Source organism: Salinivibrio proteolyticus (assembly GCF_001996165.1).
GTDB classification, from domain to species: Bacteria; Pseudomonadota; Gammaproteobacteria; order Enterobacterales; family Vibrionaceae; genus Salinivibrio; species Salinivibrio proteolyticus.
The window spans coordinates 39,240-54,248 of the sequence record NZ_MUFP01000012.1 but is presented as its reverse complement, the minus strand read 5'-3'; the positions used below and the strand labels follow the sequence as shown (position 1 = coordinate 54,248).

The window sequence follows — 15,009 nt, the reverse complement described above, 5'->3', positions numbered from 1 at the left end:
ATAGAGGTCTCTTTTGCAAGCTACCGAGTTACAACAGTTTGTGGCCGATAAGGTCGATGATATGAAAGCCAGTGACATTGTGACACTGGATGTCCGTGACAAATCTTCCATTACCGATTTTATGGTGCTGTGCACCGGTAACTCTCGTCGCCATGTTGCTTCCATTGCAGAGCATGTGCGTGACGAAGCCCAAGCTATCAATATCGGCGCGATGGGTATGGAAGGCCAAGACGACAGCGAGTGGGTCGTGGTCGATTTGGGTGATGTGATGGTGCATGTGATGCAAGAAGAACAGCGCCAGCTCTATCAACTGGAAAAGCTCTGGAACTAATTGATGAAAATTCAGTTGATTGCCGTCGGCAATAAAATGCCGAAATGGGTTGAGCAAGGCTTCGCCGAGTACCAGCGTCGTTTTCCCAAAGATATGCCTTTAGAGCTGATTGAGATCCCCGCGGGAAAACGGGGCAAAAACGCCGACATTGCCCGCATTCTGCAAAAAGAAGGCGAAGCTATGTTAGCCGCGGTCAACCGCGGTAGCCGTATCGTGACACTCGACATTCCCGGTAAACCTTGGGATACCCCGCAATTGGCTGAACAGTTAGAGAAATGGAAGCTTGACGCTCGTGACGTGGCGATCTTAATTGGCGGGCCAGAAGGATTGGCATCAGAATGTAAGGCCGCTGCGGAACAAAGTTGGTCTTTATCGCCACTGACACTGCCACATCCGCTGGTACGTATTGTCATGGCTGAGAGCCTATATCGCGCGTGGAGCTTAACGACTAACCATCCTTACCATCGAGAATAATCACGGATGAAGCGCCAACGAAGTCAAATTCGCGACCATAGCGCCGAAGCGGCGCTGTTTGTCCGCCGAGCGATTGTCTGCTTCATCGGGATTATTGCCTTAGTCGGGATCTTGCTTACCAACCTCTATCACATTCAGGTCGTTGAACACCAAGATTATCAGACGCGCTCAAATGATAACCGGATTAAAGTGGTTCCTGTCGCGCCCAACCGCGGTCTTATCTATGATCGCAACGGCAAATTGCTCGCAGAAAACCGGCCGGTATATCATCTCGAAATCACCCCTGAACAAGTCGATGATATGCCCGCCACCTTGGCGCGCTTACAGTCATTACTGTCGCTGTCTGACAGTGATATCGACAACTTCCAAAAAGAACGTAGACGTTCGCGTCGCTTTAATGCGGTGCCGCTAAAGACCCAGTTAACCGATAAAGAGGTCGCCATCTTTTCTGCCCACCAGCACCAATTTTCCGGGGTGGAAATCAAGGCATATCTAAAACGCCACTACCCTTACGGCGATGCGCTGACCCATGTGCTGGGTTACGTTGCAAAAATCAACGACCGTGATATCGCCAAACTGCGTCAAAAAGATGTGCTCAATAACTACCGCGCGACGCGTGACATCGGCAAACTCGGCATAGAAAAATATTACGAGCCCGTGTTGCATGGTAAAGCGGGCTATCAAGAAGTCGAGGTGAATAGCCGAGGCCGAATCATCCGCACCTTAAAATATGTGCCACCCGTGCCGGGTAAGGATTTGATCCTCAATCTCGATATTGATTTACAGCTTTATATTCGTGGCATCTTAGGCGATCGCCGTGGCGCTGTGGTTGTGCTCGATCCGAAAACATCTGGCGTTTTAGCCATGGTATCGACCCCCAGCTATGACCCGAACCTTTTTGTTCACGGCATTTCCAGCACCCAATACAGTGCCCTGCTTAATGATAGAGACAGACCATTGGTAAACCGTGCGACATTGGGCATCTATCCGCCGGCGTCAACGGTGAAGCCCTTTATTGCTGTCGCTGCACTGGAAGAAGGGATTATTACCACCAAGACTACCCGCAACGACCCCGGTTATTGGCGGATCCCCAACTCTAACACTCGCCCTTTCCGTGACTGGCGTCCATGGGGGCATGGCCGTGTAAATATTGTCCAATCGATTGAAGAGTCGGTGGATACCTTCTTTTACCAAATCGCCTATGATATGGGGATTGATAAACTTTCGTCTTGGATGGAGAAATTTGGTTTTGGTCAATACACAGGTATAGATATCCAAGAAGAGAGCAGCGCCAATATGCCCAACCGAGAGTGGAAAATGAGCCGTCACCGCCAACCTTGGTACAAAGGTGACACCATTCCCGTTGGCATTGGTCAAGGCTATTGGACAGCGACCCCGATGCAGATGGTTAAAGCACTGACTGTGGTATTAAATCGCGGCGAAGTCAGAGCGCCTAAGTTACTGATGCTATCGCGCGATGAACAAGGCATGCATAAACCCACGCCTGAACCTTATCCACCGATAAAAGGAGTAAGCGATAAGTATTGGGACGTCGCCCTTGAAGGGATGCGATTGGTTAATCATGGTCGTAAAGGTACCGCTAGACGCTCGTTCCGCACCGCAAAATATGTCTCTGGCGGGAAGTCCGGTACCGCACAGGTGTTTGGCTTGGGCGAGGATGAAGAATACAACGCCGACGAGATTGCAGAGCACTTACGCGACCATGCGCTATTTATCGGGTTCGCTCCCTTTGAACATCCCAAGGTGGCGGTCTCCATGGTATTAGAAAACGCCGGAGGCGGGTCAAGTAACGGTGCGCCCATTGCCCGTCGTATTTTTGATCACATCTTGATTGAAAAAGACGCCGAAGAGAATAAAGAGGCAAAACAATGAGTTCCTTAGCCCAAGTAAGCAGTAAGCGCTCGTTATTCGATCGCTTGCACCTCGACTTGCCCTTGCTCATTGGCATTTTATTACTGATGGGCTTTGGTCTTGTGGTTATGTACAGTGCCAGTGGCCAAAGTATGGCAATGATGGAACGCCAAGCGGTTCGGATGCTGCTAGCCCTGTCGGTAATGTTTGCGCTGGCACAGGTGCCGCCACGCCATTACGAGTTTTGGTCGCCGTATTTATATGTGATTGGTGTGGTCCTACTGGCGGCGGTCTTACTGGTGGGTGAAACGGCAAAAGGCGCTCAGCGTTGGCTCGATCTTGGTGTGGTTACTTTCCAGCCTTCCGAAATAATCAAACTTGCTGTGCCTTTAATGCTGGCTCGTTTTATCGGTAAGGATCCGCTCCCGCCGAAGTTTACGACCTTGCTGATCGCGCTCTTTTTGTTGTTTATGCCCACCATTATGATCGCGAAGCAACCCGACTTAGGTACCTCTATTCTTATTGCCGCGTCAGGCGTCTTCGTACTCTTTCTCGCAGGGATAAGTTGGAAGCTGATTACCGCCGCTGTCGTTGCAATCGCGGGGTTTATTCCTGTGCTGTGGTTTTTCTTAATGCACGACTATCAGCGCACTCGCGTGCTCACGCTCTTTAATCCAGAGTCCGACCCACTGGGAGCGGGCTATCATATTATTCAATCTAAAATTGCGATTGGTTCTGGTGGACTCGCCGGAAAAGGTTGGTTGCATGGCACACAATCGCAGCTCGAGTTTCTCCCTGAGCGCCATACCGACTTTATCTTTGCGGTCATTGCCGAAGAATGGGGTTTAATTGGTGTATGTGCCCTGCTCGCCTTGTACCTGTTTTTGATTGGGCGTGGACTGATGTTAGCCAGCCGAGCCCAAACTGCATTCGGCCGTATGATGGCCGGGAGTATCGTGCTCAGCTTTTTTGTTTATGTTTTTGTCAATATTGGTATGGTCAGCGGCATTTTGCCTGTGGTTGGGGTACCCTTACCTCTGATCAGCTATGGCGGTACCTCTATGGTGACCTTGATGGCTGGTTTTGGCATTCTCATGTCCATTCATACTCATCGAAAAATGCTATCTAGGGCTTAATAAACATGCGAGCGATTGTAATTCTTTTCGCCATGCTCCTGAGCGCGTGTAGTACGCAACAGGGCCGATATCAAATGGCTGACGACCAAGCACCTGAGCGCCTTCCTGAGCAGGTGCACACTGATGATGCCCAGCCAAGGTATGAGCCTTATAGCTTAGCTGGCAACAAAGACTACACCTTAAATGGTCAACGCTACGAAATACTCCGTGAGCCTCGCGGTTACCAAGAGGCAGGCATTGCCTCTTGGTACGGCCAAAAATTCCACGGCCATAAAACCTCCAACGGCGAAGTATATGACATGTACTCCATGTCTGCGGCGCATAAAACCTTGCCTTTGCCAAGCTACGTCGAGGTCACCAATCAAAATAACGGTAAAAAAGCGATTGTACGCGTCAACGATCGTGGCCCTTTCCATAACGAACGCCTGATTGATCTCAGCTATGCGGCTGCAAAAAAGCTCGGTGTTTTGCAAACGGGCACCGCACCAGTCGCACTTCGTTTAATCTCTCCAGAGAAACCCGCACAAGATGAGTGGCATTCGGCCCGCCACCATGCGTACTATGTCCAGTTGCTTGCATTGTCCGATGGCTTAAAAGCCAGCCAAAGTGCGGAACAATTAGCGAAAGCACATGGTCTACCTACCCACATTGCTCGCCGCGACCAAGTTTATCGTGTGCGTTTTGGTCCGTTTTACGACCGTGGCCAAGCTCAGCAAGCGATGCAAGTCGCTAAACAGCATCAACTGCCGGGCGCTTTTATCGTCACCGAAGCACTTGTTAATGACGACACATCTGTCACAAGTGCTAAAACAAACAATCAGTGAGTTAAAGGAATCGAGCCTGTCTCTCTGTGCCCAATTTGGTATAGTGAGCCTACAGTATCGACATCGATAACCGACAAAAGTACTAAAAATGATGAAAAAATCCGTTTCCCGCATGCGTACATTGCTATCTGCTGCGCTTTTCGTATCAGTGACGGCCCAAGCTGCGCCCGCTGTTGTACCCGATGCTCCACAAATTGCCGCCAAGGGCTACGTGCTTATGGACTACCACTCCGGTGAAGTCCTTGCCGAGAATAATGCTTACAAACGCCTTAACCCGGCAAGCCTCACCAAGATGATGACCAGTTATGTGATTGGCCAAGAGGTTGAGCGCGGTAACATCTCCATGGATGATGACGTGGTGATCAGCGAAAATGCGTGGGCGAAAAACTTCCCGGGTTCATCCAAGATGTTCATCGAAGTCGGGACCACGGTGAAAGCAGCCGACCTTAACCGAGGCATTATCATTCAATCAGGCAACGATGCCTGTGTCGCGATGGCCGAGCATGTCGCGGGCTCTGAAGATGCGTTTGTGGATCTGATGAACCGTTGGGGTGAAACACTGGGCATGGACAGCACGCACTTCTCGAATGTGCATGGCCTCGACTCTAAAGATCTTTACACTACCCCTTATGACATGGCGTTACTGGCGCAGGCGCTGATCCGTGATGTGCCAGCGGAATACCGCATTTACAAAGAGAAAGCGTTTACCTACAACGGGATTACCCAATACAACCGCAATGGCCTGTTGTGGGACAAGAGCCTCAACGTTGACGGTATCAAAACGGGCCATACCGATGGTGCCGGCTATAACTTGGTGAGCTCAGCCACCGAAGGCGAGATGCGTTTGATTGCTGTCGTGATGGGCACCAAAAGTGCAAACGCGCGTAAAGCAGAAAGTAAAAAGCTATTGAACTATGGCTTCCGTTTCTTCGAAACCGTCGCCCCTCACAAAGCAAATGAAACCTTTGTGACTGAAAAAGTGTGGATGGGTGATACCGATGAAGTGTCACTCGGGGTGACCGAAGATACCTACGTCACACTTCCTCGCGGCAAAGCACAAGATCTAAAAGCGAGCTTCGTACTGGAAAAAACCCTTGAAGCACCGATCAGTAAAGGGGATGTGGTAGGCAAGCTGTTCTATCAAGTGGATGGCGAAGATGTAGCCGAATACCCACTGGTTGCGTTGAACGACGTCGAAAAAGGTGGATTATTCAGCCGGTTAATTGATTACATTGTTATGATGTTTCAAAACTTACTGGGCTAAGCTGCTTACCATTTAGTCCCATTCCCGCCCACCAACTTGGTGGGCGGCTTGTTTTCTGTCCCAGAGCAGATTAGTATTTCGCGTTAATCGTGATCCATCGCACATAGGTATGCCGTTCTCGGCCTGCCCATTGGGAGTTAACATGCAAGAGCAACCAAAACTAAAAGACTTGCTGGAGTTTCCTTGTCAGTTCACTTACAAGGTTATGGGCCATGCTAAGCCTGAACTGCCGGACCTTGTTCTAGGTGTGATCCAGCAACATGCGCCAGGCGACTACAGCCCAAAGGTGAAGCCTAGCGCAAAAGGTAACTATCACTCGGTATCTGTGACCATTACTGCCACCTCTATCGAGCAAGTAGAAACCTTGTATAAAGAACTTGGCGAGATCGAAATCGTTCGTATGGTTCTTTAATCAGAATACCCACACGGCTGGCGGCTTTTAATCACGCCGCCAACCTCTATAATACCCCCACAGATAACAATATGGGTAATCGGTTTGCAGCACCAACTAGTTGTTAGATATCTGGGCCGCCGACCTTATCCGCAAACCTGGCAGCAGATGCGTGACTTCACGGATAGCCGTGATGCACATACTTGTGACGAAGTCTGGTTGGTCGAACATGATCCCGTCTTCACCCAAGGTCAAGCGGGTAAACCGGAACACGTTTTGGTCCCTGGAGACATCCCCGTCGTACAATCAGATCGAGGGGGACAAGTGACCTATCACGGTCCCGGTCAGTTAGTCGTTTACTTTTTAATTGATTTAAAACGTAAAAAAGTCGGCGTTCGAGAACTGGTTAGCCATATTGAAAATCTCGTTGTCGCTACCCTCGCCCATTATGGCGTAACCGCTTACGCGCGTCCCGATGCGCCCGGTGTATATGTGGATAGCGCAAAAATCTGTTCCCTTGGGCTCCGTATTCGTCGCGGGTGCTCATTCCATGGACTGGCACTCAACATCAATATGGATTTATCTCCATTTCAGCGCATTAACCCCTGTGGGTATGCGGGGATGGCGATGACGCAACTAAGTGATCAGGTTGAAGGCGCAACCCTAACAGACGTCCAACCTGTGCTAGTAGACACTTTAACTCAACAACTGGGATATACTCAGGTTGAGGTTACAACGGAAAGCAGCGATTTATGAGCAAACCGATTCAGATGGAACGCGGCGTTAAGTACCGCGATGCCGAAAAGATGGCGCTTATCCCGGTCAAAAATATGCCGACCGAGCAAAAAGAAGTGCTGCGCAAGCCTGATTGGATGAAAATCAAGCTCCCTGCCGAGACCTCTCGCATCAAAGAAATTAAAGATGCGATGCGCAAAAACAATCTCCACTCTGTGTGTGAAGAGGCCTCCTGTCCAAACTTGGCAGAGTGCTTTAGCCACGGCACCGCCACTTTCATGATTTTAGGTGCGATCTGTACCCGTCGTTGCCCATTCTGCGACGTCGCCCATGGCCGTCCGGTGACCCCTGATGCGGACGAACCTAAGCATCTGGCGCAAACCATCAAAGATATGAAGCTTCGTTATGTCGTGATCACCTCAGTTGACCGCGACGACCTTCGCGATGGCGGGGCACAGCATTTTGCCGACTGTACCCGTGAGATCCGTACGCTCAACCCTGAGATCAAAATCGAAACCTTGGTACCTGACTTCCGAGGCCGAATGGATCGCGCCCTAGATATCCTGCGCGACAGTCCACCGGATGTGTTTAACCACAACCTAGAAACGGCACCTCGCTTGTACCGTAAAGCGCGTCCCGGTGCGAACTATCAGTGGTCACTGGATCTGCTGAAAAAGTTCAAAGACATGCATCCAGATGTTCCTACTAAGTCTGGACTCATGATGGGCTTGGGTGAAACCAAGGAAGAGATCATTGAGGTTCTGAAAGACCTACGCGCTCACGGTGTCACCATGCTGACGTTGGGTCAATACCTTGCGCCGAGCCGCCATCACCTTCCGGTTGAACGTTATGTGCCGCCCGAAGAGTTTGATGAGCTAAAAGCTATCGCGCTGGATCTTGGCTTTACCCATGCTGCATGTGGTCCCTTTGTCCGCTCTTCATACCATGCTGATTTGCAAGCCAAAGGTGTCGAGATTAAATAAGTCTCTATGCTGACGATACAAAAAAGCCGCGCTCGCGCGGCTTTTTTACATTTTGCATATGACTTGCGTTCGTATGCTTGGGTTATTGACGCGTCAGGTAATCTGCTTTGCCGACCCACTTATACGTGGTCAGCTCTTCGAGTCCCATCGGGCCACGCGCATGCAGCTTTTGCGTTGAAACGGCCACTTCCGCGCCTAAACCAAACTGGGCACCGTCGGTAAAACGGGTTGAAGCATTGACATAGACAGCAGCCGAGCCCGCACCATTGATAAAGGCTTCGGCAGCATCAATATCATTGGTCAGAATCGTATCTGAATGGCTCGCATTGTGATCGCGCATATGACCGAGCGCGTCGTGCACATCGTCAACCACAGCAACACCGAGCGTTGGACCCAACCATTCAGTATCAAAGTCTCCCTCAGCGGCTTCACGAAGCTGTGCGACACCGTCAAGGTAGGGCAAGGCACTGTTTGCTGCGACAACCTTCAGTTGCTGTGCGTTAAGCGCTGGGATAAGACGTGTAAACAGCTGCGCGGCGACGTGCTTGTGCACCAATAACGTATCCAAGGAGTTACAGGCGGATGGACGATGCGTCTTCGCATTAATGATCACATCCGGCGCACGTTCAAGGTCGGCACTTTGATCCACATACAAATGGCTAATCCCAAAACCACCAATAATCACCGGAATCGTGCTGTTTTGTTTACACATTTTATGCAAACTGGCACCGCCGCGCGGAATAATCATATCCACGTACTCGTCCATGGTCAGTAGCTCAGCGACCAACTCTCGGTCAGGCTTGTCGATGTATTGCACCGCTGATTGCGGTAGTTCAGCCTTGCTCAGTGCAGATTGAATCACAGTGACCAACACTTGGTTGGTCGAAAAGGTTTCTTTACCACCGCGTAAGATACTGGCATTGCCCGTTTTTAGGCACAGTGCCGCAATATCAATGGTGACGTTAGGGCGCGCTTCATAAATCACACCGACAACACCCAGTGGCTCACGGCGCTTCGATAAAGAAAGGCCATTTTCGAGCACCTTATGATCAAATTCTTGCCCAACCGGATCGGGCAACGACACCACATTGCGCACATCTGCAGCAATCGCCGATAAACGTGCAGGCGTGAGTGCTAAGCGGTCGATCAACGCCTCACTCATGCCCGCTGCGCGTGCCGCCTCTAAGTCCGTTTGGTTAGCCGCTAAAATACTCGCTTGTTGCGCCTCTAATTCATCCGCAATGAAGGTCAGCGCGCGATTTTTTTTCGTGGTGGAAGTTGTCGCGAGTTGGTAAGCCGCCTCTTTGGCGGCTTTCCCCATCATTTGTAAACTCATGTTGTGTGCATCTCTTTTATTAATCGCCAATAACGACAAGGTCGTCTCGGTGTATGGCTACCGGTCCATACTCATAGCCTAAAATATCTGCGATTTGTTGGCTATGTGCGCCTGCAATACGGCGAAGATCGGCTGCTGAATAACGGCAAATACCGCGCGCAAGGCATTGCCCCTCTACAGAGTAAATGCGCGCGACTTCGCCACGCGCAAAGTCACCTTTAACGCTTACGATGCCTTTACTTAGCAGGCTGCTACCTTTTTGCGTCACTGCCGTCACTGCGCCGGTATCAATGGTAATATCCCCCGCAGGAGGTGGCCCGGCTAAAATCCAGCGTTTACGGCTTTCTAGTGGGCTCTCTAGCGGCAAGAATCGAGTGCCCGCGCTGTTACCGGCGACCACGTTTTGGATCACTTCAGGCTTGCTACCAGCAGCAATCGTGACTTCTATGCCCGCTCGTCGCCCAATATCTGCAGCCTGCAGTTTCGTTGCCATGCCACCGGTGCCAAGACCTGTGACACTGCCTCCCGCTAATTTGCGTAAGGTTTCATCAATCGTATGGACTTCCCGAATAAGCTCGGCATCGGGTTGCGTTCTCGGATCCGCCGTAAAGAGTCCGGGTTGATCGGTAAGCAGCAATAATTTGTCTGCGTTGGCTAAAATCGCCACCAGCGCTGAGAGGTTGTCGTTATCACCGACTTTGATCTCAGATGTCGCCACCGCATCATTTTCATTCACAATGGGAATGATGCCGTTATCGAGTAACGCATGGAGCATGTCTCGCGCATTGAGAAAACGCTCGCGGTGATCCAAATCAGCGCGGGTCAGCAGCATCTGTCCGACTTGAAAGCCATAAAGACTGAAAAGATGCTCCCAGGTTTGAATTAAACGGCACTGCCCGACGGCTGCGAGCATCTGCTTGTTAGCGACCGTGTCAGCCAACACCGGATAATCAAGGTGCTCTCGCCCAGCAGCAATCGCTCCCGATGAGACAATGATCACTTGATGGCCTTGTTGGCGCAGGCGCGCGCACTGACGAACCAACTCAACCATGTGGGCTTGGTCAAGGTGTTGCGAACCGCCAGTCAGCACACTGGTGCCTAATTTTACAACGATGGTTTGAGAAGAGACGGTGGCTGCAATGTCACCGTCTCGAAGCGCGTCTTGAACTGTCATGATTGCCTGATTGACTAAAAGATAGATGTCTCTTTTATCAATCCCATGTCCATTTAACAAGGACTGAAATCAGGCAAATCACGTTTTAGTTAGAAAGGGCGAGTTCTGGCTCGGTCAGTTTTTGACTTGGGGAAAGGGAAAGCGATAGTTCATCGACCACTAATTGGCATAATTTGGTGTAGAAACTATCAAGGGTTTTCTCAACCTCCGCGCGCTGTTTGGCAGGGACGGCTTTTGCTAACCATTCCCCATGCTCGTCATAGAGGCCATACCCGTAGTGATAACGGAACCCATCGTCTTCTGGGGTCAACACTAACCACCATCCCCAGAATTCGCGTGCATCGGGCTCTTTTTTCGCATCGACGCAGACAGACAAGCTATCGAAAAAGTAGCTTTGTTCATCAGATTGCCCATCACGAAAATACGGGCCAAGCGCAGTAAAACGTGTTTTCAACCGTCCATGAGAAAGCGGGAGCGTTTGGGTCATGGTGTCCTCCAGTGGCACTCTATCTACCTAAGCTCAAGGTATATCATGACGTTATCGGTCAGGTGAACGCCAATCCCCCGCTTTCCGCACTTGATCACACCTTCGCCACCTTGGTTACAAAATATTGGCAAACCACGAGACGGTCTCGCTCAGCGCACGATGGTAGCCGTCATGCAAAGGCGTATTCGGCAATGTCACCGCTTTACCGCCACGACTATAGGTTGCAATCAGTTTGTTGTCGGATTCCGGACAAACCGGATCATCTTTCAAACTCAAGGCTAAAATGGGCACTTCGGTTCGCCGTCCGGTGAGTAAGCCTTGGTTTTTGAGTGACCACGCCTGTAGCCGTGTCCGAAGCGTGTCGATAGGAATATGGCGACCGAGCCGTGACCCTAATGTGTCGAGGTACATGGGTGGCATTTTTTTCATCATTTGTGCATTGGTTAATAGCGAATGCACGATGCCTCCCAGCGCTGCACTGGCTTTGACTCTGTGTGGTTCAAGAAAGGCTAACCGTACCGCCGGATTCGCGCCAAACCGGATCCCCATGGTGCCCACACGGTGGTGATCCACCCAAGGCACCTCCGCCAATTTATCTAACATGGCGCGATGTAAGCGGCTGGCATCCTCGTTGAGATGCCAATGACTGCTGTGGCCCACTGATGGCATATCTAAGGTCAATACCGCGATATCTGCGGGGGCAAAGTAATCGACGAATACCCGCCATAAATCAGTTTGCAAACTGTCTAAGCTGCCACTGAGAATGACCACCGGCAGGGTCGCATCGGTTCGCGGCAGATACAGGTAACCTTTCAGCGATTTTCCATCGAGTGTTGTTTCCACGGTTTTAACCGTGAAGGGAAGCTTATCCATCGCATGCTCGAAGGCTTTATAGGCCAGCGTTTCTGATTGCAAAGCGAGCGTATCGCCTTTGAGATGAGGATACGCCGCGATACCGAAATAGGTACAGGCTTGCAGCCATTGCTGACTCGCCGCTTGATGCTCCCCTTTGTCTGCTAGCGCTTGGGCGCGCTTTTGATGCTGCATGCCCACCGCTGTCCACTCGTAGTTCCAATTTCCCGAGCGGTAGCCTTCTACCGTATCCAGCAGACTGTCGACGGAGCGTGAGTTGTCCGAATGGGCAATACGGGCAAAAATCGCTTCCATCTCTACCGGATCCACCCCTTGCCACGTCCATTGTCCACGACGTCGCATTCGATACCAGCTGCGCTCGCTGTCTCCATCAAACGCCGAATAACTCGCTTGATCGATTTGCTGGATAGCGCCAAACAATGTCGACGTTTCTTTGGCATGTCTGTGTTTGGCAAACAGCTTGACCGACAAATTTTGAGATTCGCTTTCCGACACGTTCACTCCCGAGCGTTCAGTTTATGACGCTCCTAGTGTAAACCATACTCACAGCAAGGCCATGATTTTCAGCCCATCGCGTCTCTAGAAACGAAAAAACGCCGCAACTGTGTGCGACGTTTTGTTGACAGCAGATTATCAATAACCTTGCTGGCTATTATTTAGCAATCGGATCCACATAACTCACCGCCATATCCCATGGCTGCTCAATCCATGTGTCTTGCGCAATATCGACGATATAATCATCGACAAGATGCTTACCCGCAGGTTTGGCGCTCACAGTAACAAAGCGTGCTTTAGGATAGAGTTGGCGTACCATTTCTGCGGTTCCGCCTGTATCAACCAAGTCGTCCACCACAATAAAGCCTTCACCATCCCCCGGTGCTTGTTTCACGACACGCATATCGCGCTGATGATCATGATCGTAGCTCGAGATACACACCGTATCGACATAGCGAATGCCTAGCTCACGGGCAAGAATGGCGGCAGGCACCAAGCCGCCGCGACTCACAGCAATAATTCCCTGCCACTGGTCAGCGGGCAGCAGCCTCTCCGCCAATTGGCGTGTGTACATCTGCATGTTGTCCCAGGTGATGATGAACTTGTTACTCATGATGAAAACCTCGTGGCGTTTCTCGCCTTGTTATAACGTCAATGTGGGCGGCTGTTTTACACCAAGAAAACGAACTTGAGTAAGAACAATCCAGCCAAGATCCAGATACTGACAGGGACCTCACGCCCTTTGCCCGCAAAGGTTTTTACGGCACAAAACGCAATAAAGCCAAGGCCAATCCCGCTCGCAATCGAGTAAGTGAGCGGCATCAGCAAACACACCACGACCACAGGTGCGGCTTCGGTCAAATCTCGCCAGTTAATCCCCACAAGACCTGACATCATCAAAATCGCAACATAAAAGAGAGCGCCAGCTGTTGCATACGCTGGGACCATGCCTGCGAGCGGTGCAAAAAATAGCGCAAGCAAGAATAAGATCCCCACAACGACAGCAGTGAGTCCTGTACGACCACCCGCTGCTACCCCTGACACACTTTCAATATATGAGGTTGTATTCGACGTGCCTAAAAGCGCCCCGACCGATGTCGCGGTACTGTCTGCCAGTAATGCACGATTTAAACGCGGCAGTTTACCATCTTTGTCCAAAAGTTCCGCGCGCTGTGCCACACCCACTAAGGTTCCTGCGGTATCAAAGAGGTCAACAAACAAAAATGCGAACACGATAGAAACCAGACCAACTTCAAGGGCTCCGGAAAAATCAAGCTGCATAAAGGTCGGCGCGAGGCTTGGTGGCGCAGACATCACACCGTGATAAGGGACATCACCCGCGACAATACCAATCACAGTGACCACTAAAATCGCAATCATGACCGCCCCTTTTAGGCCACGATGCACCAAACCAATAGTGAGGAAAAAGCCGAGTGCTGCCATCGCCGGCGCAAATGCCGTCACATCACCCAGTGCGACAAGGGTTGCCGGGTGATCCACGACGATCCCCGCATTTTGCAGTGCGATGAGCGCTAAGAACAAGCCGATACCCGCCGAGATACCGGTGCGTAGTGACATAGGAATCGAGTTGATAATCCACTCACGAATTTTCAACACACTGAGTAGAATAAAGCACAAGCCCGAAATAAACACCGCAGCCAGCGCAACCTGCCACGAATGGCCCATTTGCAACACCACTGTGTAGGTGAAGAAAGCGTTGAGGCCCATACCTGGCGCTTGAGCGACCGGATAGTTGGCGACAATTCCCATCACAAAACAGCCGACGGCAGCAGCCAAACAGGTGGCAACAAATACCGCGCCCTTGTCCATTCCCGCTTCAGCCAAAATAGATGGGTTCACGAAAATGATGTAGGCCATGGTGAGGAAGGTGGTCACACCAGCAATAACTTCGGTGCGAAGATCCGTGCCATGCTCGCTGAGTTTAAATAAACGCTCTAACATCGTTGGTATCCCGAATAAAAGGTGGCGCATCATAAGATGCAAAAGGAAAACGTTTGCGTGTCAAAAATTGGCGCAAATCTTACCGATCGATGAAGGAAATTTCCAGCACGAAACCGCATGAATTGATCGAAATGTCATGACTCTCGTGATGGTTGCCAACAAGATTATCCATCATGGCTGGCTTGTCAGGCATCTGACATACTACCCATAAAAAAAACGCCACAACTTTGTGTGGCGCCAGAACTAAAGCGTTTGCTTCTGGATCAGAAATGTCTCTGTAAGAGCGGGGGAATCGTAAAACTTACTTGCGGTACCCGAACGGCGCCGGATACGTGAATCCTTTGGTATACACTGACTGTTGGTTCCAGTAGTAGTTAGATACCATACCTTCCATCGTTTTTACCTCTCTCAAGTTTAAACCTAATGTCGTTAACATTTTGTCTCGGTTCCTTGGAGGCGAATACTCGGGTTCACTCCATGAACAATCGATAACCTGTGTTATCAGTGTCTAGATAATAACCCACGCGTAATTATATTACAAGCTATAGGGTGACTGGAGTCACAAAAAGTTCATATTTGGTAGTTTTATTACGCCCACCACGCCTAGATATCCGGCATGCACTCTGATTTTCCTTCCCTTGATCCTGCGACTGTCACCACCTAGTCGACAGT

15 protein-coding genes are annotated in these 15,009 nt (G+C 50.6%); 9 read left to right on the top strand and 6 right to left on the bottom strand.

What is annotated here, in order from left to right:
* The first annotated feature begins 13 nt into the window (after positions 1-13).
* The 9 genes from rsfS to lipA all read left to right on the top strand — a co-directional run bounded on the left by rsfS (position 14) and on the right by lipA (position 8,010).
* On the top strand, positions 14-331 hold the full coding sequence (gene rsfS, locus BZJ19_RS10505) for a ribosome silencing factor (RefSeq protein WP_069587421.1): 318 nt from the start codon (positions 14-16) through the stop codon (positions 329-331).
* 3 nt (positions 332-334) lie between these two features.
* Positions 335-805 (top strand): 23S rRNA (pseudouridine(1915)-N(3))-methyltransferase RlmH, encoded by a 471-nt coding sequence (rlmH, locus tag BZJ19_RS10500; RefSeq protein ID WP_077675598.1) that lies wholly within the window; start codon positions 335-337, stop codon positions 803-805.
* Between the two features lie 6 nt (positions 806-811).
* On the top strand, positions 812-2,698 hold the full coding sequence (gene mrdA / locus BZJ19_RS10495; protein WP_077675597.1) for a penicillin-binding protein 2: 1,887 nt from the start codon (positions 812-814) through the stop codon (positions 2,696-2,698).
* Positions 2,695-3,813, top strand: coding sequence for a peptidoglycan glycosyltransferase MrdB (gene mrdB / locus BZJ19_RS10490; protein WP_077675596.1), 1,119 nt, complete (start codon positions 2,695-2,697; stop codon positions 3,811-3,813). The genes mrdA and mrdB overlap by 4 nt, the downstream gene beginning before the upstream one ends.
* Before the next feature lie 5 nt (positions 3,814-3,818).
* On the top strand, positions 3,819-4,637 hold the full coding sequence (locus BZJ19_RS10485) for a septal ring lytic transglycosylase RlpA family protein (RefSeq protein WP_069587425.1): 819 nt from the start codon (positions 3,819-3,821) through the stop codon (positions 4,635-4,637).
* Positions 4,638-4,728: 91 nt separating this feature from the next.
* On the top strand, positions 4,729-5,901 hold the full coding sequence (locus BZJ19_RS10480; RefSeq protein WP_077675627.1) for a serine hydrolase: 1,173 nt from the start codon (positions 4,729-4,731) through the stop codon (positions 5,899-5,901).
* 142 nt (positions 5,902-6,043) lie between these two features.
* On the top strand, positions 6,044-6,313 hold the full coding sequence (ybeD, locus tag BZJ19_RS10475; RefSeq protein WP_069587426.1) for a DUF493 family protein YbeD: 270 nt from the start codon (positions 6,044-6,046) through the stop codon (positions 6,311-6,313).
* Positions 6,314-6,397: 84 nt separating this feature from the next.
* On the top strand, positions 6,398-7,048 hold the full coding sequence (gene lipB, locus BZJ19_RS10470) for a lipoyl(octanoyl) transferase LipB (RefSeq protein ID WP_069587427.1): 651 nt from the start codon (positions 6,398-6,400) through the stop codon (positions 7,046-7,048).
* Positions 7,045-8,010 (top strand): lipoyl synthase, encoded by a 966-nt coding sequence (lipA, locus tag BZJ19_RS10465; RefSeq protein WP_077675595.1) that lies wholly within the window; start codon positions 7,045-7,047, stop codon positions 8,008-8,010. The genes lipB and lipA overlap by 4 nt, the downstream gene beginning before the upstream one ends.
* Positions 8,011-8,092: 82 nt before the next feature.
* Here the strand turns inward: lipA and BZJ19_RS10460 are convergent, their stop codons facing one another.
* The 6 genes from BZJ19_RS10460 to BZJ19_RS10435 form a co-directional block, all read right to left on the bottom strand.
* Entirely contained in the window at positions 8,093-9,346 is a 1,254-nt protein-coding gene (locus BZJ19_RS10460) for a glutamate-5-semialdehyde dehydrogenase (RefSeq protein WP_077675594.1), read from the bottom strand.
* Between the two features lie 19 nt (positions 9,347-9,365).
* Positions 9,366-10,520: a glutamate 5-kinase gene (gene proB, locus BZJ19_RS10455; RefSeq protein WP_077675593.1), complete on the bottom strand. Its 1,155-nt coding sequence runs from the start codon at positions 10,518-10,520 to the stop codon at positions 9,366-9,368.
* Between the two features lie 85 nt (positions 10,521-10,605).
* Complete coding sequence (crl, locus tag BZJ19_RS10450; protein WP_069587431.1) at positions 10,606-11,007, bottom strand: sigma factor-binding protein Crl; 402 nt, start codon at positions 11,005-11,007, stop codon at positions 10,606-10,608.
* Between the two features lie 114 nt (positions 11,008-11,121).
* Positions 11,122-12,375: an esterase FrsA gene (gene frsA / locus BZJ19_RS10445; protein WP_077675626.1), complete on the bottom strand. Its 1,254-nt coding sequence runs from the start codon at positions 12,373-12,375 to the stop codon at positions 11,122-11,124.
* Between the two features lie 157 nt (positions 12,376-12,532).
* The gene (gene gpt, locus BZJ19_RS10440; RefSeq protein ID WP_069587432.1) at positions 12,533-12,988 is read right to left on the bottom strand and encodes a xanthine phosphoribosyltransferase; all 456 of its coding nucleotides are present in this window, start codon (positions 12,986-12,988) and stop codon (positions 12,533-12,535) included.
* Positions 12,989-13,044: 56 nt separating this feature from the next.
* Positions 13,045-14,337: an NCS2 family permease gene (locus BZJ19_RS10435; protein WP_077675592.1), complete on the bottom strand. Its 1,293-nt coding sequence runs from the start codon at positions 14,335-14,337 to the stop codon at positions 13,045-13,047.
* Between the last annotated feature and the right edge of the window lie 672 nt (positions 14,338-15,009).

Excerpts from the sequence above, each read along its gene's own strand:
- BZJ19_RS10460 (WP_077675594.1), bottom strand. The coding sequence starts at position 9,346 with ATGAGTTTACAAATGATGGGGAAAGCCGCCAAAGAGGCGGCTTACCAA.
- mrdB (WP_077675596.1), top strand. The coding sequence starts at position 2,695 with ATGAGTTCCTTAGCCCAAGTAAGCAGTAAGCGCTCGTTATTCGATCGC.
- proB (WP_077675593.1), bottom strand. The coding sequence starts at position 10,520 with ATGACAGTTCAAGACGCGCTTCGAGACGGTGACATTGCAGCCACCGTC.
- BZJ19_RS10480 (WP_077675627.1), top strand. The coding sequence starts at position 4,729 with ATGAAAAAATCCGTTTCCCGCATGCGTACATTGCTATCTGCTGCGCTT.
- mrdA (WP_077675597.1), top strand. The coding sequence starts at position 812 with ATGAAGCGCCAACGAAGTCAAATTCGCGACCATAGCGCCGAAGCGGCG.
- BZJ19_RS10485 (WP_069587425.1), top strand. The coding sequence starts at position 3,819 with ATGCGAGCGATTGTAATTCTTTTCGCCATGCTCCTGAGCGCGTGTAGT.
- BZJ19_RS10435 (WP_077675592.1), bottom strand. The coding sequence starts at position 14,337 with ATGTTAGAGCGTTTATTTAAACTCAGCGAGCATGGCACGGATCTTCGC.
- ybeD (WP_069587426.1), top strand. The coding sequence starts at position 6,044 with ATGCAAGAGCAACCAAAACTAAAAGACTTGCTGGAGTTTCCTTGTCAG.
- rlmH (WP_077675598.1), top strand. The coding sequence starts at position 335 with ATGAAAATTCAGTTGATTGCCGTCGGCAATAAAATGCCGAAATGGGTT.
- crl (WP_069587431.1), bottom strand. The coding sequence starts at position 11,007 with ATGACCCAAACGCTCCCGCTTTCTCATGGACGGTTGAAAACACGTTTT.
- gpt (WP_069587432.1), bottom strand. The coding sequence starts at position 12,988 with ATGAGTAACAAGTTCATCATCACCTGGGACAACATGCAGATGTACACA.
- lipA (WP_077675595.1), top strand. The coding sequence starts at position 7,045 with ATGAGCAAACCGATTCAGATGGAACGCGGCGTTAAGTACCGCGATGCC.